Here is a 21,236-nt window from a genome sequence, read left to right as displayed (position 1 = left end):
CAGTCACGCCCACTGCCCTTTACAGCAGGCGCATTCGCTCAACCGCGTTTCGGCGGTTGGGCAGAATCATTCCAGTACAGGTATTGCAGCATGCTTTCCGACAGCTCGGCACTGAGACGCACCGCCTCCTTGTTCTGCACCATCACCGCGGACACCAGCGACTCGATCAGGGCCAGTGCGGCAGTACCTGACGCGGCCAGTACGGGATGGTCGGCAACCGCATACAGCACGTGCGAACTCAGCGCCGCCAGCGGCGAGGCCGGCGAGTCGGTGATCACCAGCAGCGTCGCCCCGCGATCGACGGCAAAACGCGCCAGCTGCACCGTATCCCGGGAATAGCGTGGCAAGCTGATCGCCAGCAGTACATCCTCTGGCCGGATTGTCGCCAAGCGATAAGCGGCATTTTCATTACCGCCTTCCAGGCTGATCGCCTGGGCATCGCAAAAAGGCGCCAGGTTGGCCGCAGCCAGTCCGGCAAGATAGGCACTATTGCCAAAGCCAAGACAGAACACCCGCCGCGCCGCGGCGAGCAGCGCTACCGCCAGCTCAAACTGCAAGGCGCCACTGCGATCGGCAGTAAATGCCAGATTGGATGCTGTCGCAGACAGCAGCGAAGACAAGGAAACCCGGTCATCCGCCTGCATGCCGATCTGTTGACGCAGTTTGCTTACCGGCGACACGGCTTCTTGCAAAGCCGCGGTCAACTCCGCCTTGAGACCGCCAAACCCCTGATAACCGAGGCTATTGGCCAGCCGGTTGACCGCTGCCGCAGAAACACCGGTTGCCTGCGCCAGCTCCTCAATGGAATGCGTCGCCGCCAGCAGCGGGTGGCGCAGCAAGAAATCCGCAACCTTGCGCAAGGCCGGAGACAGAGACGACAACGCCTGTTGCAGCGTCTGCATTAAGGGGGAGTCATGCAATGTAGGTTCAATCATTGAATATTTATTTTCATAATTTGATTTAATGAAAATAATCACATCAATCAGAGATCATAACAACGATTATCGATCGCGCGCCGGAGAGGCAGGCGGCCATCGTCGCAAATTAGTGACACTCGCCGGCAGGCAATACGGCAAGGCCAATAGCAAGCCAACCGCGCACGCATTCCCTGCAGACAAAAAAAATGGCGGATCGCAGGATCCGCCGAGCAGCCTTGAATGCCAGGAGTGTTTCAAGGAAAACCGCCGTACCGGCTGCTGTCTTGCAGGCCGGTACGGATAAAACGCTTACTTCCAGTTGGCCGGGAACTTGTAGCCGGCGTACTTCTGCTTCGCCCAGGCGCGGAACGCCGGCGAGTTGTAGGCGGCGATCACGTCCTTGGCCCATGGCTTGGCGGCGTCAGCCGCGCGCACCACGCCCCAGTTGACGTAGGCGTAGCTCTTTTCCTGATACACGGCTTCGGTCAGCTTGATGCCGGAGCTGACGGCGTAGTTGCCGTTCACCACCGCGAAGTCAACATCGGCGCGCGAGCGCGGCAGTTGCGCGGCTTCCAGCGGTACGATCTTGATCTTCTTGACGTTGACTTCGATGTCCTTTTCCGACGCGGTCAGCGGGTTGATGCCCTTCTTCAGCTTGACCCAGCCCAGGTCGTTCAGCATCACCAGCGCGCGGGCGAAGTTGGACGGATCGTTCGGTGCCGCCAGGGTACTGCCGACTTTCACGTCCTTCAGCGATTTCAGCTTGCCGCTGTAGATGCCCAGCGGTGCGGTCGGCACCTGGAACACTTCTTTCAGCTGCAGCTTGTTTTCACGGGCGAAGTTGTCGAGGTAAGGCTTGTGCTGGAACACGTTGACGTCCAGCGAGCCTTCCTGCAGTGCCAGGTTCGGGCGCACGTAGTCGGTGAATTCCACCAGCTTCACGCTGTAGCCCTGCTTTTCCAGCAGCGGCTTGATCTGCTGCTTCACCTGGTCGCCGAAGTCGCCAACGGTGGTGCCGATGGTGATTTCCTTTTTCGCCGGGTCGGCAGCGTAAACGTTGGCCGCAGCGGTCAGGCCGATGGCGGCAACAGCGATGGATTTCAGTACGAGTCTGCGCATGGTGTTCTCCTTGTGAGAGTCTTTGTCCAATGGCGTGGCGTCTGCGTGAACGCCCGCCGCTTTAAATAGAGTGCTTAACGCTTGTCGAGGCGGGCCGCCAGATGGTTGCCGGCAAACTGGATGATCTGCACGATCACCACCAGCAGCAGCACCATCGCCACCATCACTTCGGTCTGGAAGCGGTAGTAGCCGTAACGGATGGCCAGGTCACCGATGCCGCCACCGCCAACCACGCCGGCCACCGCCGAGTAGCTGAGGAAGCTGATGGTGAGAATGGTGAGGCTGGAGATCAGGCCGGCGCGGGCCTCGCCCAGCAACACTTTCCAGATGATCTGCGCCGGGCTGGCGCCCATCGCCTCTGCCGCCTCGATCACGCCGCGCGGGATCTCGCGCAGCGTCTGCTCCACCAGCCGCGCAAAGTACGGGATCGCGGCAAACGACAGCGGCACCGCGGCGGCAATCGGGCCGATGGTGGAGCCGACCAGCAGCCGCGTCAGCGGCACCAGCGACACCATCAGGATAATGAACGGGAAGGAGCGCACCAGGTTGACGAACCAGCCGACCACGCCGTTGACGGCACGGTTGGCGAACAGCTGTCCCGGCTGCGTCAGGTACAGCAGGATGCCGAGCGGGCCGCCGACCACGATGGCGACGGAGAGGCCGATGGCCAGCATCAGCCCGGTTTCCGCGCTGGCCTGCCAGATTTCCGGTGCCAGATCGGACAGATTGGCCAGTGCCTGGGCAAGAGTCAGTTGTTCGTCCATTTATGCGACCTCCAGCAGCGATTTGGCCAGCGCCGAACGCGCCGCGACCTGTTTGTCGGTGACTTCCAGCAGCTCGACCACTTCACCGGCATCGAGCAAGGCGGCGCGGTGGCAGATGGAGCGGATGACGTGCATTTCGTGGGTGACGATCACCACGGTAACGCCGAAACGGGCGTTGATGTCCTGCAGGCAATCGAGGATGGACTGCGTGGTTTTCGGGTCCAGCGCCGAGGTCGGTTCGTCGGCCAGGATCACGTGCGGCCGCGGCGCCAGTGCGCGGGCGATGCCGACGCGCTGCTTCTGGCCGCCAGACAGCTGCGCCGGGTAGTGGCCGGCACGGTCGGCGAGGCCGACGATATCGAGGCACTCGGCGACGCGGGCATCGATGTCGGCGCGGCTCCAGCCGGCGATCTCCAGCGGAAAGGCAATGTTGGCCGCCACGGTGCGGTTGGCCATCAGGTTGAACTGCTGGAACACCATGCCGATATTCTGGCGCGCGCGGCGCAGCTCGGCGGCGGACAGGCCGGTCAGGTCACGGCCGTCGACATTGACGCTGCCGTGGTCGGGGCGTTCCAGCAGGTTGATCAGTCGCAGCAGCGTGGATTTGCCGGCGCCGGAAAACCCGATCAGGCCGAAAATCTCGCCCGCCTTGATATGGAGGGTGGTGTCGCGCACGGCGTCAAACCAGCCGCCTTCAGGGCGACGGAAGCGCTTGTGTACGTTTTTGAGGTGAATCATCCTGGACTCCGAAGCAATAAAGCCCGCCGGGTTTGCGCTGGCGGGCTTTATCACGTGGAATCTTCGGTATCGAAAATTGGGAGAATCGTTTGATAAAACAATCCCCACGCTTTAGCTGTTTTACGCCCGCAAGCTGTGTTCAAATCGGCGTTAATCAAGTTGTTGTACACAATTGAACAATATACATTCGTTTGTGTCAATCGCTGCGATGCACCATATTACCCTTATGTCGCAAAATTGCAAATATTAGTTTTAATATAACTTTCAGCAATTTAAATATTGTATCCAGTGCCAAACACTGGCAGCGCCCGCCGGCACGCGATCACGCTGCCATCTGCCCTTATCGCGCGCTAAAACAGGCGCTTAGCTGACCCAGCTCACCATAGCGCAAGGTCACCTCGCTGTCCGGCGCCAACGTCAGCACGCCGGCATAGGAACCGGTGATCACCACCTGCCCCGGCAGGATCGCCTCGCCGCGTTCAGCGAGAAAGCCCTGCAGCCAGTACAGCGGCGCCAGCGGATCGCCGGCCGGGTGCACGCCGGCCAGTGTTTCCTCGCGCTCGCCCTGATTCAGCACCAGCCCCAGTACGTTGGCCGCAAAGGCGGCGTCGCGCTCGACCTGCGGCCCGAGCAGCAGGCCCTGGTTGACCAGACCGTCGGCCAGCGACTGCAGGAACGGCGGCTTTGGTAGCGGCTGGTAGCGGCTGTCGATCAGCTCCAGCGCCAGATGCACGCGGGTGATGGCGGCGCGGATCTCGGCCGCGGTGTAGGGCTCGGCGCGCAGCGGCAGGCCGCCGTCGAAGACGAAGGCCAGCTCCGGCTCGACGCGCACCGCACCGTCGCGCAGCCACACCGGGCACGGCGCGGCGGTGTGGATAGTCGTCGCGTAGATCGGCGCGGCGACGATCTTGTCGTTGTCCGGCAGGCCGCACTTCCAGCCGCCGATGGCGTCGTTGAGCAGGCCGGAGACAGCCTGCTGGATCGCCAGCGCGTCGTCCGGCGTCTGCGGGGCCTGGGCGTCGGCCAGCAGCGGGCCCTGAGTGCCGCTGAGGCGGCGGGCCGCGAGGGCGATGGCGGCGGCACGGATATCGGATGGGGTCATGAGGATGGCAACACGGTAGACAAAGCGCCGTTGTACCTGTCCGCGCGCGCGGCGGCAAGCCCGCCGCCGCATGGCCGGGCTTCAGCCGCGATAGCGCACGCAGTTGCGGCCGGCGGCCTTGGCCTGGTACAGCGCGGAGTCGGCCTCGCGCAGCAGCGCCTCCTCGTCGCTGCCGTGCGCCGGATAGCTGGCGATGCCGGCAGAGAAGTGCAGCCCCTGCAGTGCGTTGCTGTCGCCGGCCACGCGGCAGCCGGCGTAGGCCTGCTGCAGCTCGGCGACGCAGGCGGCGGCGCCGACGATGTCGCAGCCGGGCAGCACCAGGCAGAACTCCTCGCCGCCGTAGCGCACCGCGAAATCGGCGGCGCGCAGGCGACCGGCAAACAGCGTCGCCAGCGCCTTCAGCACCGCGTCGCCCATCGCGTGGCCGTACTGGTCGTTGACCGCCTTGAAGTGGTCGAGGTCGATCAGCACCAGGCACAGCGACTGCCCGAGATGGCTGGCGTGCTGCAGTTCGACCGGCAGCCGTTCGTGCAGGTAGCGGCGGTTGTAGAGCCCGGTCAGCGGATCGCGTCGCGCCTGTTCCTGCAGCTGTTGCTGCAGCTGCTCCACCTCGGCCATGCGCACCGCCAGCTCGCGGTTCAGCGTCTGCAGCGCCTGATGCGCGTGTTCCGCCTCCTGCTGCCGCTGCAGTGCCCAGTCGCGCTCGAAGGCCACGCTCTGCGCCGCCTGCTGCAGCTGCAGCGTGCGCTGGCGGAAGAAGCGGTAGCCAAGGAACACCAGCGCCAGCATCAGTACCGACAGCACCCAGTACACCGCCATCGCCGAGTCGCGATACAGCATCGCGCGCTGCTGCCACGCCTGCGCGCTGTCGCCGACCTGCGCCGCCACGCTGCGGTCCGCCAGCCAGAAAGACAGCCACAGGAAGCCCAGCACGCCACACAACGCGAACACCGCCACCAGCCCCACCCAGCGCTGCGCCGGTGCCGTCGCGGCGCGCTGCGGCCAACGTTGTTCGCGCCAGCGCAGCACCGCCGGCGTGCCCAGCAACAGCAGCGGCCCGCAGGTCAGTACCGTCTGCAGGAAATTGCCCGACCACCAGCCTTGCCACACCGCGAAGGCGCCCATCGCCGACAGCTTGTTGCTGTAGCTCCAGATGAAGGAGCCGGTGGCGCTGGACACGGCGGAGATGAAGCAGATGGTGACGAAGAACAGCATGGCCGGCAGCGACGACGGCACATAGCGCACCTTGACGTGGCGGTACACCAGCGACATCACCAGCAGCCCCAGCGGATTGGAACAGGCAAACAGCAAGGCCCAGCCCGGCGGCAACCCGGACAGGTAGGCGACCAGCAAGGTGGACAAATAGGCGAGGCTGGCGCCCCAGGCGTAGCCGAACCACAACACCCACAAGGTGGCGATGGTCAGCGGCGGGTAGATGCTGATCACGAAATCCAGCTCGCCAAAGTGGACGCTGTAGCCATACCAGCCGCCATACAGCTGTACCACCCCCAGCCACAGGCAGGCCGCCAGCGACAGCAGCCAGGCCAGCAGCAGCTGCCAGCGCGCCGGCGAGCGCTGCAGCAGCACCGCCAGCGGCAACGCGTGGTCGCTGGCGACCAGCGGATCGGCCGGCGTGGCAAGGTTGGCCGCAACAGGGGAAGCGTGCATGGCATGGCGCTATCTGGATAAAGTAAACAGCAGCATAAGAGCATGCCAGCAACGTTTCAAGGGCTGTCGCTGCGGCTGGCGCGGCACGCGAACGGGGCATGACGCACCACCATGACACATGATTTACGGCGCCGCCGATGCCTGCATCATTGCGGTGCAAGCTGCCGTGACGTAACAGGCATTTCGATAGGGCAAACACTGGCACGCGGCTTGCTGAACTGCTCATGACGATGAACAGCAGGAGACCGCGCCATGCATGCACTGACCTTGCCCGAAGCGCACCACTATGACGAAATGCTGCTCGCCAGCGGTGGTATCCGCCCGCACTACCGCGACTTTGCCCACTGGCTGCACTCGCAGTCACCGCAGACGCTGGCGCGCAAGCGCGCCGAAGCCGACCTGATGTTCCACCGCGTCGGCATCACCTTCGCCGTGTACGGCGACGATTCCGGCGCCGAGCGGCTGATCCCATTCGACACCGTGCCGCGCATCATCCCTGCCAGCGACTGGCAGACGCTGGAAGCCGGCATGCGCCAGCGCGTCACCGCGCTGAACGCCTTCCTGCACGACATCTACCACGAACAACACATCGTCAAGGCCGGCATCATCCCGGCCGAGCAGGTGTTCTCCAACAGCCAGTACCAGCCGGCGATGCAGGGGCTGGACCTGCCGCACCGCATCTACGCGCACATCACCGGCGTGGACGTGATCCGCCACAACGACGGCAACTTCTACGTGCTGGAAGACAATCTGCGCGTGCCCTCCGGCGTGTCCTACATGCTGGAAAACCGCAAGATGATGATGCGGCTGTTCCCCGAGCTGTTCGCCAGCCACGCGGTGGCGCCGGTGCAGCACTACCCCACCCTGCTGCTCAACACCCTGCGCCACGCCAGCCTGGCGGAGAACCCCACCGTGGTGGTGCTCACCCCCGGCCACCACAACAGCGCCTACTTCGAGCACGCCTTCCTCGCGCAGCAGATGGGGGTGGAGCTGGTGGAAGGCCAGGACCTGTTCGTGAAGCACAACCGCGTGTACATGCGCACCACCGCCGGCCACAAGCAGGTGGACGTGATCTACCGCCGCATCGACGACGCCTTCCTCGACCCGCTGGCCTTCCGCGCCGACAGCATGCTGGGCGTGCCGGGGCTGCTATCGGTGTACCGCAGCGGCGGCGTGATCCTGGCCAATGCCATCGGCACCGGCGTGGCGGACGACAAGTCGATCTACCCCTACGTGCCGGACATGATCCGCTTCTACCTGAGCGAGGAGCCTCTGCTGCAAAACGTGCCGACCTGGATGTGCCGCCGCCCGGCGGAGCTGGACCACGTGCTGAACAACCTGGCCGAGCTGGTGGTGAAGGAGGTCCACGGCGCCGGCGGCTACGGCATGCTGATCGGCCCGGCCGCCAGCGCCGCCGAGATCGACGACTTCCGCCAGCGCATCATCGCCGACCCGGCCAACTACATCGCGCAGCCGACGCTGTGCCTGTCGTCCTGCCCCACCTTCGTGGAAGCCGGCATCGCGCCGCGCCACATCGACCTGCGCCCCTTCGTGCTGTCCGGCCGCGAGATCAGCATGGTGGCCGGCGGGCTGACGCGGGTGGCGCTGAAAGAAGGCTCGCTGGTGGTGAATTCGTCGCAGGGCGGCGGCACCAAGGACACCTGGATACTGGAGGATTGATCATGATGCTGTCGCGCACCGCTTCCCAGTTGTACTGGATGAGCCGTTACATGGAACGCGCCGAGAACCTGGCGCGCCTCTTGGATGTCACCCACAGCCTGTCGATGCTGCCGCAATCGCGCGGTGGCGCCGACATCGCCGCCGCGCTGGCCACCACCGGCGCGCTGGACGCCTGCCGCGCGCGCCACCCGGCGCTTGGCGCCGCCGACGTGCTGCACTTCATGACCTTCGATGCGGCCAACCCTGCCAGCATCATCAGCTGCCTGAAATTCGCCCGCGAGAACGCCCACGCGGTGCGCGGCAAGATTACCGGCGAGATGTGGGAAAGCATCAACGCCAGCTGGCTGGAAGCGCGGCAGATGGCGTTCGAGGGCCGCCCGCTGGCCGGTTTCTTCGACTGGGTGAAGGAGCGCTCACACCTGTTCCGCGGCACCACCTACGGCACCATCCAGCGCAACGACGCGTTCTCCTTCATCCGGCTGGGCACTTTTCTGGAGCGCGCCGACAACACCGCACGGCTGATCGACGTGAAATCGCACCTGATCGGCCACGAGCTGGACGACAGCGCCGCCGACTTCTACCTGTGGGGCGCGCTGCTGCGTTCGCTGGGCGCCTTCGAGGCTTACCACGAGCTGTACCGCGACACCCTCAGCGCGCGGCGCGTGGCCGAGCTGCTGATCCTGCGTCCGGACGTGCCGCGCTCGCTGCGCGCCTGCGTCGACGAGATCGCCGAGCTGCTGCCGCGCATCCAGGGCGACACCGGCCATCGCGCCAAAAGGTTGGCCGCCACGCTGCACGCCGAGCTGAGCTACGACCAGATCGACAGCATTCTCGGCGCCGGCCTGCATGCCTATCTGGCGCAATTCCTCAGCCAGATCCATGCGCTGGGCAACGCGGTGCACGGCGCCTATCTGGAGGCGGCATGAGCGAGCTGATCATCCGCGAGGCGACGCCGGACGACGCGGCCGCCATCTGCGCCATCTACAACCCGTACATCGAGTACAGCACCATCTCGTTCGAGGAGCAGCCGGTGAGTGTCGGCGACATGGCCGAGCGCATCGCCGGCACCCAGGCGCAGGGCCTGCCGTGGCTGGTGGCCGAAACCGAGGACGGCGAGCTGTTCGGCTACGCCTATGCCAGCCGCTGGCGCACGCGCCCGGCCTACCGCCACGCGGTGGAGGCCAGCATCTACCTGCGCCAGGCCACCGTCGGCCAGGGCCTGGGCAAGCTGCTGTACCGCGAGCTGCTGCAACGACTGGCTGCGCAGGGGCTGCGCACCGTGATCGGCGGCGTGGCGCAGCCCAACCCGGCCAGCGACGCGCTGCACCGCACGCTGGGCTTCAAGCAGGTGGCGCTGTTCGAACAGGTTGGCCGCAAGTTCGGCCGCTGGCTGGACGTGGCCTACTGGCAACTTTCCTTTTCCGCCTAGCCCCTGCCCGCGATGGCGCCAGCGCCGATCGCGAGCCGGTACTTACCCACAGGAGGCAGCATGCAACTCACCATCGCCCACGAAACCGTGTACCGCTACGACGCGACCGTCAGCCACAGCACCCAGTACCTGCGCCTGACGCCGCCGCAAAACCGCCACCAGCGCATCATCAGCTGGCAGCTGGAACTGCCGGTGGCGGCCAGCGAAAGCACCGACGCCTACGGCAACATCCTGCACGTGCTCACCCTGGACACCCCGCACAGCGAGATCCGCCTGCGTGCGCACGGCGTGGTGGAAACCTGTGACGACTGCGAAGACGGCGCCGAGGCGCTGCCGGCGGCGGTGTTCCTGCGCGGCAGCGCGCTGACCGAGCCGGACGATGCCATCCGCGCGCTGGCCGCCGGCCACGCCGACGCCATTGCGGCCAACCCCGAGAGCGGTCTGACCGCGCTGATGCTGGCGGTGGCCGACGCCATGCCCTACACCAGCGGCGCCACCCAGGCGGAAACCAGCGCCGCGCAGGCCTTGGCGCTGGGCGCCGGCGTGTGCCAGGACCACAGCCACGTGTTCATCGCCGCCTGCCGCAGCCTGGGGCTGCCGGCACGCTATGTCAGCGGCTACCTGCTGACCGATCGCGACGCCCACGTCGCCAGCCACGCCTGGGCCGAGGTGTACGCCGCCGGGCGCTGGCTGGGCTTCGACATCAGCAACCGCCAGCAGCCGGACCGCCACCACCTGAAGCTGGCGGTGGGGCTGGACTACACCGACGCCAGCCCGGTACGCGGCGTGCGCCGTGGTGGCGGCAGCGAAGCGCTGCAGGCGCACGCGCGGGTAACGGAGGCGGATCAGCAATGACTTACTGTGTCGGCATGGTGCTGGACGAGGGGCTGATCTTCGCCTCCGATTCGCGCACCAACGCGGGGGTGGACCACGTCGCCACCTTCCGCAAGATGAACGTGATCGCGCTGCCGGGCGAGCGGCAGATCGTGCTGCTGAACGCCGGCAACCTGGCCACCACCCAGAGCGTGGTCAGCCTGCTGAAAAGCCGGCTCAGCCACGATGCGGCCAACCTGCACACGGTGCCGAGCCTGTACCAGGCAGCGGAGCTGGTGGGCAGTACGGTGCGCGAGGTGCTGGCGCGCGATGGCGACGGCCACACCCAGTCGCAAGGCGTGGACTACGGCTGCAGCTTTCTGGTCGGCGGCCAGATCAGGGGCGAGCCGCCGCGGCTGTTCCAGGTCTACCCGCAGGGCAATTTCATCGAGGCCACGGTGGATACCCCCTACCTGCAGATAGGCGAAGCCAAGTACGGCAAGCCGATCATCGACCGGGTGATCCGCCACGACACGTCGCTGGCGCAGGCGATCAAGTGCACGCTGATCTCGTTCGATTCCACCATCCGCTCCAACCTGTCGGTGGGGCTGCCCATCGACCTGTTGTGGCAGCAACGCGACGACTTCGACTTCGCACCGCGCCACCGCGTCACCGAGGACGACCCCTACTTTCTGGCGCTGCGTCAGGGCTGGGGCGAGGGGCTGCGCAGCGTGTTCGGCCAGCTGCCGGATGCGCTGTGGTTCAAGCACGGCGACACCGAGTAAGACCGCGTCGCCGGCTCAGGACGCCAGCGACAGGCTGGCGAACAGCGGCAGGTGATCGGACAGGTGCGACCAGGGTTGGCCGCGACACACCGCCACCTGATTGACGTGCAGACCGCGCACGTAGATGCGGTCCAGCGGCAACAGCGGCAGCCGCGCCGGGAAGGTGCGCGCGTGCTGGCCCTGCTGCTGCACGAACACTTCCTGCAGGCCGCAGCCGCGCCCCAGCCAGCTGTCGGCCTCGCCGCGCCAGTCGTTGAAATCGCCGGCCAGGATCAGCGGCATGCCGGCCGGCACATGCTGCTGGATGTAGTGCTGCAGCGTCAGGTACTGGCGGCGACGGTCGCGCGCCAGCAGGTTGAGGTGGGCACAGAGGCAGGCCACCGCTTGCGGCCAACCTTCCGGCTGGATCACGGTGTGCAGGATGCCGCGCCGCTCCAGACGGTTGACCGAGATGTCGTGATTGGCGGCCAGCTGCTGCGGAAAACGTGACAACACCGCATTGCCGTGGTGGCCGTGGTCGTAGCGCACATTCATGCCATAGCTGGCGGAATGGGTCAGCGCCGCGGCCAGGAAGTCGTGCTGCGGCCAGCCGGCATGGCGCTGTTCGCGCCCGGCATGACGGCCCTGCACCTCCTGCAGGAACAGCACGTCGGCGGACAGCTGCTGCAGGGCGCTGGCGATTTCCTGCATGTGGGAACGGCGGTTGAACGGCGACATCCCCTTGTGCAGGTTGAAGGTCACCACGCTCAGGCGCTTGCTTGGCACGAGGCCTGCTCCTCCAGCCAGGCGGCCACCGCCGCCTGCGCTGCATTGAACTGCTGCCATAGGGCCGGGATCGCCGCCAGCTCGGCGGCACGTCCCGCTTTTTCCAGTGCTTCGGCCGCATCGCCCAGCGCCATGGCGCCGACCATGCGGCTGGCGCCCTTGATACGGTGCGCCGACCAGGCGATCTGCACCGCGTCGCCGGCGGCCACCGCCCGCGCCAGGGCGGCGACATCCTCGTCGTTGCCCTGCATGAACTCGTCCAGAATCGCCTGCTCCACCGACCAGTCACCGGCGCTGTACATCGCCAGCGCCTGGCGGTCGACCGCAGCAGCCGCCGGCGTGGCCGCGACCACCGCCGTTGCCAGCGGCACAGGCGGCAGGGCAACGTCGCCCAGCCACTTGTGCAGCATGTCCTTCAGCGCCGCCAACCCCAGCGGCTTGCTGAGAAAATCGTCCATGCCGGCGGCACGGGTCTTGTCCAGTTCTTCCTTCGCCACGTTGGCGGTGCAGGCGATGATCGGCACCGGCGCGCGGCCCTGGGCCGCCTCCTGGCTGCGGATCGCCTGCGCCAGCGCGTAACCGTCCATCTGCGGCATGTGGCAATCGGTCAGCACCAGCGAGAAGGTCTGCTGCTGCCACAGGCTCAGCGCCATCAGCCCGTCCACCGCCGTCACCACCGGGTAGCCGAGCAGCTCGAACTGCTTGACGGTCAGCTTGCGGTTGATTGAATTGTCTTCCACAAACAGCACCGGCGCCATGTCGCGCATCAAACCCGCGGTCGCGGCCACGATGGCGGCGTGGTCCAGCTCGCTCGCCAGCGGCAGCTCGGCGGCGTCGCACAAGGGGAAACGGATCTCCAGCGAGGCGACGGTGCCGCTGCCCGGCTCGCTGTCCATCGCCACCACCCCGCCCATCAGCTCGGACAGGCGCCGGCAGATGGTCAGCCCGAGACCGGTGCCGCCAAAGCGGCGCGCGGTGCTGCTTTCCGCCTGGGTGAATGGCTCGAACAATTGCGCCAGCTGCTGGCGGTCGATGCCGATGCCGGTATCGGCCACCTCGAAGCGCAGCCACTGCTCGCTGGCGCTGCTCTCCAGGCAGCGCACGCGCAGCGTCACCTGCCCCTGCTGCGTGAATTTCAGCGCATTGCTGCAGAAGTTCTGCAGGATCTGGCGCAGGCGCAGCGGATCGAAGCGCAGTGCCGGCGCCACCTGTTCGTCGATGTCGAGCAGGAACCACAGCTGCTTGCGCTGCGCCAGCTCCGTGTACAGGTGATGCACGCGCTGCATCAGCGCGCGCACCGACGCCGGCTCGGGGATGATCTCCAGCTTGCCGGCCTCGATCTTGGAAAAATCCAGAATGTCGTCGATCAGGCGCAGCAGGGTGTGCGCCGACTCCTGCACCGTATCCACCGCGTCGCGCTGCGCCTCGTCCAGCGTCGTCAGCGACAGCAGCTCCAGCATGCCCAGCACGCCGTTCATCGGGGTGCGGATCTCGTGGCTCATCGCGGCAAGGAAGGCGCTCTTGGCGCGGCTGGCGGCGTTGGCCGCATCGCGCGCCAGCAGCAGGTCGGCCTGCTGCTGTTTCAGCGCGCTGATGTCGGTCAGCACGCACACCGCGCCGCCGTCCGGCACCCGCCGCGACGCCTGCTGCAGCCAACGCTCGTTCCAGCGCAGCTCGAACGACGACGCCTCGCGGCCGTAGCGCGCCAGCCGCTCCACGAACCAGCTGTGTTCCTCGTAGCCCGGCTCCGGCTGCTCGCCGGCGATCAGGCTGGCACGCAGCACGCTGGCAAAAGACTGCCCCTTCAGCGTTTCCGGCGTGCTGCCGGCACCGGCCAGGCGGGCAAAGTGGCTGTTGCAGCGCACCAGCCGGTCGCCGGCGTCGAACAGCGCGAAGGCGTCATCCAGCGAGTCGATCGCCAGCTCCAGCTGCTGGCGCGACTCGGCGGCGGCATCGCGCGCGCGCAGCACGCCCTCCTCCGCCTCGCGCCGGCCGGTGATGTCGAAACAGGCGAGGATCACGCCGTCCTCGGCCATGCCGGGGAACAGCAGCTGGCCGGCGAACAGCACCCAGATCGGCTTGCCGCTGACCTGCACGCATTCGATCTCGATATTGAGGTGGCGGTCATGGTGGCGCACCTCTTCCAGCCGGCCCTGCAGCTGCTGCCACGCCTCGTCGCTGCCGAGCAGCTCGCGCAAGGGCACGCCCTGCAGCCCGTCCTCGCGGGTACCGAACAGCGCTTCGCCAGCGCGGTTGGCGCGCACGATGTGGTAGTTGTTGTCCAGCCGCATCAGCCCAACCGGTGACGCGCTGTAGATCGCCTCTTCCAGCTGCAGCACTTCGCGCAGGTTGCGTTCGCTGGCCCGGCGGCGGTCTTCCTCGGCATAGAAGCTGACGATGCTGCCGCAGGCGCCGAGCAGCGGCTGCAATGCCTGGTAGTGGGCCTCGGCAATCGAGTCGATGGCGATGCCGGCCACCATCACCGTGCGGCTGTCGATCTGGATCGGCAGGAAGGTCCAGCCATCCTCGGAGATGGTTTGCTGCAGCGGCCCCTGTTGCAGGGCGACCGCCAGCGGCAGCTGCCGGAAGCGCTCCACCCACGGCGGCTCCTTGCTGTTGCCCAGCCGCGCCTGGATGCGGAACGACGCCGACTTGTCGCGCGACGCCTCCAGCGACAGCACCAGGCCCTCGGCGACGCCGAAGTAGTCGAGCAGGATGCGCAGCACCTCGCGAAATACCGTCTGCCGCGGGCTGCGGGCAAACAGCAGGCTCTCCACGCGCTGGATCGCCGACAAGAGCTGCATGCTGCGCGCCAGCGACTGCTCGGCGATGGTGCGCTGGTGCTCGTCGCGGATGATCAGCAGCCGGCGGCTGTGGCGGCCGTCGCGGCCGTCCACCAGCGGGCTGACGGTAATCGCGGCAAAGAAGCGGCTGCCATCGTGCCGGCGGCCGCTGCCGGCGCGCGACACGTCGAAGCGGCCCTCGTCATCCAGCCAGTCGGCATCGGCGCCGTCGACGCTGAGGATGTCGTCCAGCGACAGCCCCTGCAACGCCGCCAGCGGCAAGCCGAACATCTTCTCGGCGCCGTAGTTGGCCACCTCGATGCGGTGGTTGGCATTGACGGTCAGGATCGCGTCCGCCGCCGCATCCAGCACCCGCTGCATGCGCTGCAGCGGGCGCAGGATGCGGTATCGCATGCGCAGCAGCAGGTAGGCGTACAGCAGCAGCGCCAGCACCGCGAAGGAGATGTTCAGCGCCAGGCTTTGCGCGTAGCGCTGCTGCTGCTCGTCGACACGGTTGGCCGCGGCGCGGGTCAGCTCGGCAAAGAAGACGCCCAGATTGCGGTTGACCTGTTGCGCGGCCGTCTTGTACTCGTGCGCGGTAGCCGGCGCGGCGCGCCCCTGCTCCAGCGCCAGCAGCTGCCGGTCGGCGCTCTGGTGCAGCAGCCAGGTCTGGGTCGCCAGCGCCGCCAACTGCTGGCGCAGCGTGGCATCACCGAGATAGCCGGTGTTGTAGCGCAACGACTCCAGCAGCAGCAAGGCGCGCTCGCGGCTGCGCAGCAGTTCGTATTCGTCAGTAGAGTTGAGCTTGCGCGCCAGCTGCGCGCGAATGATCAGCGCGTTGCCTTCCTGCTCCAGCGAACGGCTCAGCTGCCACAGCTGGTACTTGGTTTCCGCCAGCCGGTTCAGGCGGTCGTCGGCGCCGTCGGACAGCAGGAAGGCGTCCAGACGCAACACCTTGTCGATGGCATCCTGCCAGGTGCCAACCGACAGCTTCCAGCCGAAGATGGCATTCTCGTCGAACAGCACCGGCCGTCGTGCCAGCACCTTGTCCACCTCCTGTCGCCGCTGGCGCAGGTGCGGCTGCCGCTCCTGCAACTGCAGCAGCGCGGCATTGCTGTCGTCGGCCAGCGGCTGCGACAGCCGCCGCAGCGCGATCTGCAGGCGCTGGTCGGTGGCGGTGCGCGCCAGCTGCAGCTCGGCGCTTTCACGGCGGCTGGCCGGGCGTGTCAGCGCCAGCAGGCCGAGCTGCAGCTGGTTTTCGCGGTTGATCGCCGAGGCCAGCAGGAAGATGTCAAGGTTGGCCGCATTGAGCGTAGCGTGCTGGCTGGCCTGCCGGTAGTTGTACACGCCGGAGCGGATCAGCAGGCCGGAGGCCACCAGCTGCAGCGAGCCGAGGATCACCACGATCAGGATCACCGCCTGGCCGATACCGGCGGTTTGCTGCTGCAGCTGGCCTTGCTTGCTCATGGCGGACCTCGCGTGGCTCAGGCGGTCGGGGGCGGTGACGTGATGTCGCTGTCCGGCTCGCAGCTGATCTCGATATCGTCAACGCCGAAGCGCTCCGGAAACTGCCGCAGCACGCGCAGCTGCGTCTTGGTGATCTCGCTGCCGCGCTGCAACAGCAGCTGCCCGGTCTTGTTGTATAGATCACGCGCCAGCCGGCTTCCCGGTTTCACCGCGCCCAGGCCTAGGCGCTGCATCGGCTTGTCGTTCTCGTCCAGCAGCAGCGACGCCTGCGTCACCAGCTCGCCGAACACGTGGCGGTCGAAGGCGGTGCCGGTGGCCACCTTGTAGTAGGAGAACGGGTCGATGTCCGGCCGTGGCCGCGTCAGCGCCAGGCGCAGGGTTTTCTCCATGTCCGCCGGTTTGGGCGGCTTGATGATGAAACCGTCGGCATGCAGCTGCGCGGCAACGACGATATTGCTCTTTTCCGGATGGCCGGACAGGAACACGAACGGCAGATTGGGCGGATTGTTGGTGCGGCCACAGCGCAGGTCTTTCAGCACGTCGAGGCCGTTCATCGGCTCCATCTGCACATCGCACAGCACGATGTCGATCGGCTTGGCTTCCAGCGTGCGCTTGGCGAAGGAGCCGTCCACCGCCTGCGACAGGTTTTCCGGCGCAAAGCCCATGGTACGCAGCGCCTGCGCCACCAGCGTGCGCACCAGCATCTGGTCATCGACGATCAGCGCCCGCAGCCGGGAGAAGTCAACAGTCATGACTTGGCCTTGCCTTTATATTGGTTGGTACGCTTCATGATGGCGAGTGCCGGCAAGACCGGCAAGGATTTTATGCAAAATACTTGAGAATGATTCAGCCATCTTCAGCATTTGCCAACCGTTGCCCCAACGCGCGGATCGCCGCGGCATTGGACGGCGAGAACACCTTGTCGGCCGCCTGCGACCACGGCAGCCAGCACCAGGCCAGATGCTCGGCGGCGGCCAGTCGCACCGCGCACGGTGCCGGCAACTGCAGGCTGAACACGTGCTCGGTGTTGTGCGTGACCCCCGGCGCGTAGCGGTGGCGCCAGTGCGGGTAGATTTCGTACACGTTCTGCTGCTGCCAGTCGCTCAGCACCAGGTTGGCCGCATCGATACCGGTTTCCTCGAACACCTCGCGCCGCGCGGTGTCGCACAGGCGCTCGTCGCCTTCGCGGCTACCGGTCACCGATTGCCAGAAGCCGGGACGGTCGGCGCGTTCGATCAGCAGCACCTGGCCGTCGGCGCTGTGGATCACCACCAGCACCGATACCGGCTGCTTCGCTGGCTTGCTCATGGCTTGCCCGCCGCGCCGGCCAAGCTGGCGATCAGGCCGGCCAGTTCCACCGCCGACTTGACGCCCATCTTGTCGAACACCCGCGCGCGGTGCACTTCCACCGTCTTCATGCTGATGTGCAGCGCCTCGGCGATCTGCTTGTTGAGCAGGCCGGCCAGCACCAGCTGCATCACTTCCTTTTCGCGTTCGGTCAGCGTCGCCAGCGTCTGGTGCAGCCGCGATTCGCGCTGGTGCTGCTCGCGCGCGACGCGGTCCTGCTGCAGGCAGTGCTCGACCTGCGCCAGCAGGCGCTGGTCGTCGAACGGTTTTTCCAGGAAATCGACCACCCCCAGCTTGAACGCGGCCACCGCGTGCGGCACGTCGCCGTGGCCGGTCAGCATCACCACCGGCGGGCAGTACGCCCATGCGGCCAACGTTTGCAGCAGCACGATGCCGCTCATGCCGGACAGGCGCAGGTCGACGATCAGGCAGTTGAAGGCGGTATTGTCCGGCGCGGCGAGAAAGGCCTCGGCGCTGTCAAAACCGGTGACGCGCAGGGTGTCGCTTTCCAGCAGCCACAGCAGCGATTGCCGTACCGCGGCATCGTCATCAATGACGGCAAGTGTCTGGCAGCTCATGCGTTGGCCTCGACCGGTGGTGCCACCACCGCCTGGTTGACCACCCGCAACTCGCGTTGCGGATACGGGATCTGCACATGGTGCTGCTTGAACAGCTGCCAGATGCGCAGGTTGATGTCGGAACGCAGACCGGCGATGCCGTTTTCCGGGTCCTTCACCCACAGCCCGATTTCCAGATTGATGCCGGACTCGGCAAAGGCGGTGACGAAGGCGTTCGGCGCCGGCTCGGTCATCACCCGCGGGTGTTCGGCCGCTTCGCGCAGCAGGCGCTGCGCCAGTTCCAGATCGGTGTCGTAGGCGACCTGGATCGGCATGCTGATCCAGATCTGCTTGTCGGTATAGGACTGGTTGATCACAGTGTTGGCGATCAGCGCCTCGTTCGGCACCAGCACCTCGCTGCCGTCCAGCCCCTTCAGCACCACGTAGCGTGCGGTGATCTTGCTGACGTAGCCGACGCGGCCGTCGACCATCAGCCGGTCGCCGATGCGGATGGAGCGGTCGAGCAGGATGATGAAGCCGGACACGTAGTTGCTGGCGATCTTCTGCAAGCCGAAGCCGAGACCGACGCCCAGCGCGCCGCCGAATACCGACAGCACGGTAAGGTCGATGCCGACGATCGGCAGCGCCACCATCACCGCGCCGATGATCAGCAGCGTGCGCGCCAGCTTGCTGATCACGAAGCGCAGGTTCATGTCGATGTCGCCGAGCTTCATCACCCGCTTCTCGATCAGCTTGCTGACCCACAGCGCGCCGACCAGGATCACCGACACCCACAACAGCGCCGACAGGATCATCAGCAGGTTCAGCTCGTTCTTGCCGACGCGGAAGCGCACCGACTCCAACCAGCTCAGCGCCAGCGTATCGATGCCGGTCACCCACGCGGCAAAGGCCAGCCACAGCAGCATCGCCAGCAGGTGTTCCGAGTGGCGCTCCACCTTGCCCTCCGGCAGCGCGTGACGCACGATGGCGGTCAGCACCCGGATCAGCGACAGCCAGAACAACAGCGTCGCCGACAGCATCAGGATCACCGACGACTGTCCCTGCAGCAGCTGCCAGCCCAGCGCCAGGGCCTGGGTCAGCAACTGCGCCGACAGCGGATACACCAGCCGGTACAGCAGGTATTTGCCGAACGACCACTCCTGCGCCTGCGCGGTCTGGAAATAGCGGCGGTACAGCTGACGCGCCCACAGCCAAGCGCACAGCAAGGCGGCGACGCCGACCAGCAGTTCCTGCCAGCCGGTTTCGCCCTGGATCACCTGGCCCAGCCGGTGCAGGGTGACCCCCGGCGTCCAGCCGTCCAGCATGTCATTCACGGTATTGATCATGTTTCGTGCTCAAGGTTGGCCGCAACGCTCAGGCCTTGCGGCGTCAGGGTCAGCACCTTGCCGACGCGGTGTGCCAGCGCGTGATCATGGGTGACGATGATCAGGCTGGTGCCCAGCGTGCGGTTCAGTTCCAGCATCAGCTCGAACACCGCCTCGGCATTGGCGCGGTCAAGGTTGCCGGTCGGCTCGTCGGCCAGCAGGCAGGCCGGATTGGTCACCAGCGCGCGCGCCATCGCCGCGCGCTGTCGCTCGCCGCCGGACAGCTCGCCCGGCTTGTGCTGCAGCCGCGCGCCGAGACCGACGCGCGCCAGCATCGCCTGCGCCGCTGCCGCGGCTTCGTGGCGCGGCGTGCGCCGGATCAACAGCGGCATCATCACGTTTTCCAGCGCGCTGAATTCCGGCAGCAGGTGGTGGAACTGGTAGACAAAGCCGAGGCTGCGGTTGCGCAGCTCGCCCAGCTTCTGCTCGGACAGGCTGCCGATCGCCTGCCCCATCAGCAGCACCTCGCCGCTGGTCGGGCGGTCCAGCCCGCCCAGCAGATGCAGCAGGGTACTCTTGCCGGAGCCGGAGGCGCCGACGATGGCCAGGCGCTCGCCTTGCTGCACCGACAGGTTGATACCGGCGAGCACGCTGACGTCGAGCTCGCCCTCGCGGTAGACACGCCCCAGATCGCGGCAGGACAGGACTTCACTCATAACGCAGTGCCTCCGCCGGGCGGGTACGCGCCGCGCGCCAGCTTGGATACAGCGTTGCCAGCAGCGACAACACCAGGGAAATGACGGCGATGGTGACCACGTCCGACAGCTGCACCTCGGACGGCAGGTAGTCGATCAGGTACACCTCGCTGGACAGCAGGCGCATGCCGAGCACGCTTTCGATCGCCGGCAGGATCACGTCCAGGTTGAAGGCCAGCAGCAGGCCGCCGGCGACGCCGCTGAGGGTGCCGAGCACGCCGGCCACCGAGCCCTGGATCATGAAGATCTGCATGATGCTGGCCGGGCTGGCGCCCAGGGTGCGCAGGATGGCGATGTCGGCCTGCTTGTCGGTGACCACCATTACCAGCGTCGATACCAGGTTGAACGCCGCCACCGCCACGATCAGGGTCAGGATGATGAACATCATGCGCTTCTCGATCTGCACCGCGCGGAAGTAGTTGCTGTTCATGTCGGTCCAGTCGCTGGCCACCTGGTTGGCCGCCAGCTGGCCGTTCAGCGCCGCCTTGACCTGCGGTGCCTGCAGCGGGTCGTCCAGTTTCAGGCGCACGCCGGACACGTCCTGCCCCATGCGGAACAGCACCTGCGCGTCGCGCAGGTGGATCATCGCCAGCGACGAGTCGTACTCGAACATGCCGATCTTGAACACGCCGGTGACAGTGAACTGCTTCAGGCGCGGCATCATGCCGGCTGGCGTGACATTGCCCTGCGGCGTGATCAGCGTCACCTTGTCGCCCACCTCCACCCCCAGCGCCCGCGCCAGTTCGTAACCGAGCAGGATGCCGAACTTGCCCGGCTGCAGATCGGTCAGCTTGCCGCGCTGCATCTGCTGGCCGAGGTCGATGACCTTGTCTTCCTGCTGCGGCACGATGCCGCGCACCATGGCGCCGCGGACCGAACCGCCGCTGGACAGCAGGCCTTGTGCATTGACGTAGGGCGCAGCGGCCAGCACGTGCGGCTGCTGCGTCAGTGTTGCGGCCAACGTTGGCCAGCCGGCGACGCGGCCGTCGTAGCTGCCGACCTCGACGTGCGACACCACCGACAACATGCGGCCGCGGATCTCTTGCTGGAAGCCGTTCATCACCGACAGCACCACGATCAGCGCGGCCACCCCCAGCGCGATGCCCAGCACCGACATCAGCGAGATGAAGGAAATAAAACCGTTACGACGCCGCGCGCGCAGGTAGCGCAGCCCGACAAACATCTCGAAAGGAAAAGACATCGATACCTTGCTCAGAATTGG

The 21,236-nt window shown here is 66.4% G+C and carries 19 protein-coding genes; 5 read left to right on the top strand and 14 right to left on the bottom strand.

Features of this window, described 5'->3' with window-relative positions:
• Positions 1 to 38 precede the first annotated feature (38 nt).
• From C8E02_RS13690 to C8E02_RS13665, 6 genes are all read right to left on the bottom strand, one after another.
• Positions 39 to 902 (bottom strand): MurR/RpiR family transcriptional regulator, encoded by an 864-nt coding sequence (locus C8E02_RS13690; RefSeq protein ID WP_211329250.1) that lies wholly within the window; start codon positions 900 to 902, stop codon positions 39 to 41.
• A 324-nt stretch (positions 903 to 1,226) separates the two neighbouring features.
• Positions 1,227 to 2,036, bottom strand: coding sequence for a MetQ/NlpA family ABC transporter substrate-binding protein (locus C8E02_RS13685; RefSeq protein ID WP_047968073.1), 810 nt, complete (start codon positions 2,034 to 2,036; stop codon positions 1,227 to 1,229).
• A 74-nt stretch (positions 2,037 to 2,110) separates the two neighbouring features.
• Positions 2,111 to 2,800: a methionine ABC transporter permease gene (locus C8E02_RS13680; protein ID WP_120811528.1), complete on the bottom strand. Its 690-nt coding sequence runs from the start codon at positions 2,798 to 2,800 to the stop codon at positions 2,111 to 2,113.
• On the bottom strand, positions 2,801 to 3,538 hold the full coding sequence (locus C8E02_RS13675; protein WP_120811525.1) for a methionine ABC transporter ATP-binding protein: 738 nt from the start codon (positions 3,536 to 3,538) through the stop codon (positions 2,801 to 2,803).
• A gap of 340 nt (positions 3,539 to 3,878) precedes the next feature.
• Positions 3,879 to 4,640, bottom strand: a complete 762-nt coding sequence (locus C8E02_RS13670) for a hypothetical protein (protein ID WP_120811522.1) — start codon at positions 4,638 to 4,640, stop codon at positions 3,879 to 3,881.
• Between the two features lie 81 nt (positions 4,641 to 4,721).
• Positions 4,722 to 6,308 carry a GGDEF domain-containing protein gene (locus tag C8E02_RS13665; protein WP_120811519.1) on the bottom strand — a complete coding sequence of 529 codons (1,587 nt, stop codon included), beginning with the start codon at positions 6,306 to 6,308 and terminating at the stop codon, positions 4,722 to 4,724.
• 252 nt (positions 6,309 to 6,560) lie between these two features.
• On the opposite strand from C8E02_RS13665, the gene C8E02_RS13660 reads away from it, so the two are divergent.
• From C8E02_RS13660 to C8E02_RS13640, 5 genes are read left to right on the top strand one after another with little or no spacing between them, the layout of a single operon-like run.
• Positions 6,561 to 7,988 carry a circularly permuted type 2 ATP-grasp protein gene (locus tag C8E02_RS13660; RefSeq protein ID WP_047968064.1) on the top strand — a complete coding sequence of 476 codons (1,428 nt, stop codon included), beginning with the start codon at positions 6,561 to 6,563 and terminating at the stop codon, positions 7,986 to 7,988.
• Positions 7,989 to 7,990: 2 nt separating this feature from the next.
• A complete protein-coding gene (locus C8E02_RS13655; RefSeq protein ID WP_202902790.1) occupies positions 7,991 to 8,914 on the top strand; it encodes an alpha-E domain-containing protein in 924 nt (307 codons plus the stop codon).
• Positions 8,911 to 9,417, top strand: coding sequence for an arsinothricin resistance N-acetyltransferase ArsN1 family B (locus tag C8E02_RS13650; protein WP_211329249.1), 507 nt, complete (start codon positions 8,911 to 8,913; stop codon positions 9,415 to 9,417). Before C8E02_RS13655 ends, C8E02_RS13650 begins: the two co-directional genes overlap by 4 nt.
• A gap of 60 nt (positions 9,418 to 9,477) precedes the next feature.
• The gene (locus tag C8E02_RS13645) at positions 9,478 to 10,272 is read left to right on the top strand and encodes a transglutaminase family protein (RefSeq protein ID WP_120811516.1); all 795 of its coding nucleotides are present in this window, start codon (positions 9,478 to 9,480) and stop codon (positions 10,270 to 10,272) included.
• On the top strand, positions 10,269 to 11,015 hold the full coding sequence (locus C8E02_RS13640) for a proteasome-type protease (protein ID WP_120811513.1): 747 nt from the start codon (positions 10,269 to 10,271) through the stop codon (positions 11,013 to 11,015). The genes C8E02_RS13645 and C8E02_RS13640 overlap by 4 nt, the downstream gene beginning before the upstream one ends.
• A 15-nt stretch (positions 11,016 to 11,030) precedes the next feature.
• On the opposite strand, the gene C8E02_RS13635 is transcribed toward C8E02_RS13640, so the two are convergent.
• The 8 genes from C8E02_RS13635 to C8E02_RS13600 form a co-directional block, all read right to left on the bottom strand.
• Positions 11,031 to 11,780, bottom strand: a complete 750-nt coding sequence (locus tag C8E02_RS13635; RefSeq protein WP_238377352.1) for an endonuclease/exonuclease/phosphatase family protein — start codon at positions 11,778 to 11,780, stop codon at positions 11,031 to 11,033.
• Positions 11,762 to 16,030 (bottom strand): ATP-binding protein, encoded by a 4,269-nt coding sequence (locus C8E02_RS13630; protein ID WP_120811507.1) that lies wholly within the window; start codon positions 16,028 to 16,030, stop codon positions 11,762 to 11,764. Before C8E02_RS13630 ends, C8E02_RS13635 begins: the two co-directional genes overlap by 19 nt.
• Positions 16,031 to 16,047: 17 nt before the next feature.
• Positions 16,048 to 16,782 carry a response regulator gene (locus C8E02_RS13625; RefSeq protein WP_120811504.1) on the bottom strand — a complete coding sequence of 245 codons (735 nt, stop codon included), beginning with the start codon at positions 16,780 to 16,782 and terminating at the stop codon, positions 16,048 to 16,050.
• 94 nt (positions 16,783 to 16,876) lie between these two features.
• A complete protein-coding gene (nudB, locus tag C8E02_RS13620) occupies positions 16,877 to 17,338 on the bottom strand; it encodes a dihydroneopterin triphosphate diphosphatase (RefSeq protein ID WP_120811501.1) in 462 nt (153 codons plus the stop codon).
• Positions 17,335 to 17,955, bottom strand: coding sequence for a response regulator transcription factor (locus C8E02_RS13615; RefSeq protein ID WP_047968070.1), 621 nt, complete (start codon positions 17,953 to 17,955; stop codon positions 17,335 to 17,337). Before C8E02_RS13615 ends, nudB begins: the two co-directional genes overlap by 4 nt.
• Positions 17,952 to 19,280: a mechanosensitive ion channel family protein gene (locus C8E02_RS13610; protein WP_211329248.1), complete on the bottom strand. Its 1,329-nt coding sequence runs from the start codon at positions 19,278 to 19,280 to the stop codon at positions 17,952 to 17,954. Before C8E02_RS13610 ends, C8E02_RS13615 begins: the two co-directional genes overlap by 4 nt.
• On the bottom strand, positions 19,277 to 19,975 hold the full coding sequence (lolD, locus tag C8E02_RS13605; protein WP_120811498.1) for a lipoprotein-releasing ABC transporter ATP-binding protein LolD: 699 nt from the start codon (positions 19,973 to 19,975) through the stop codon (positions 19,277 to 19,279). Before lolD ends, C8E02_RS13610 begins: the two co-directional genes overlap by 4 nt.
• Positions 19,968 to 21,215 carry a lipoprotein-releasing ABC transporter permease subunit gene (locus C8E02_RS13600; RefSeq protein ID WP_120811495.1) on the bottom strand — a complete coding sequence of 416 codons (1,248 nt, stop codon included), beginning with the start codon at positions 21,213 to 21,215 and terminating at the stop codon, positions 19,968 to 19,970. The genes lolD and C8E02_RS13600 overlap by 8 nt, the downstream gene beginning before the upstream one ends.
• Positions 21,216 to 21,236 lie beyond the last annotated feature (21 nt).

Source organism: Vogesella indigofera, from assembly GCF_003633895.1.
GTDB lineage: Bacteria > Pseudomonadota > Gammaproteobacteria > Burkholderiales > Chromobacteriaceae > Vogesella > Vogesella indigofera.
The sequence above is the reverse complement of the archived record's forward strand: the minus strand, read 5'-3'. Positions and strand labels throughout refer to the sequence as shown.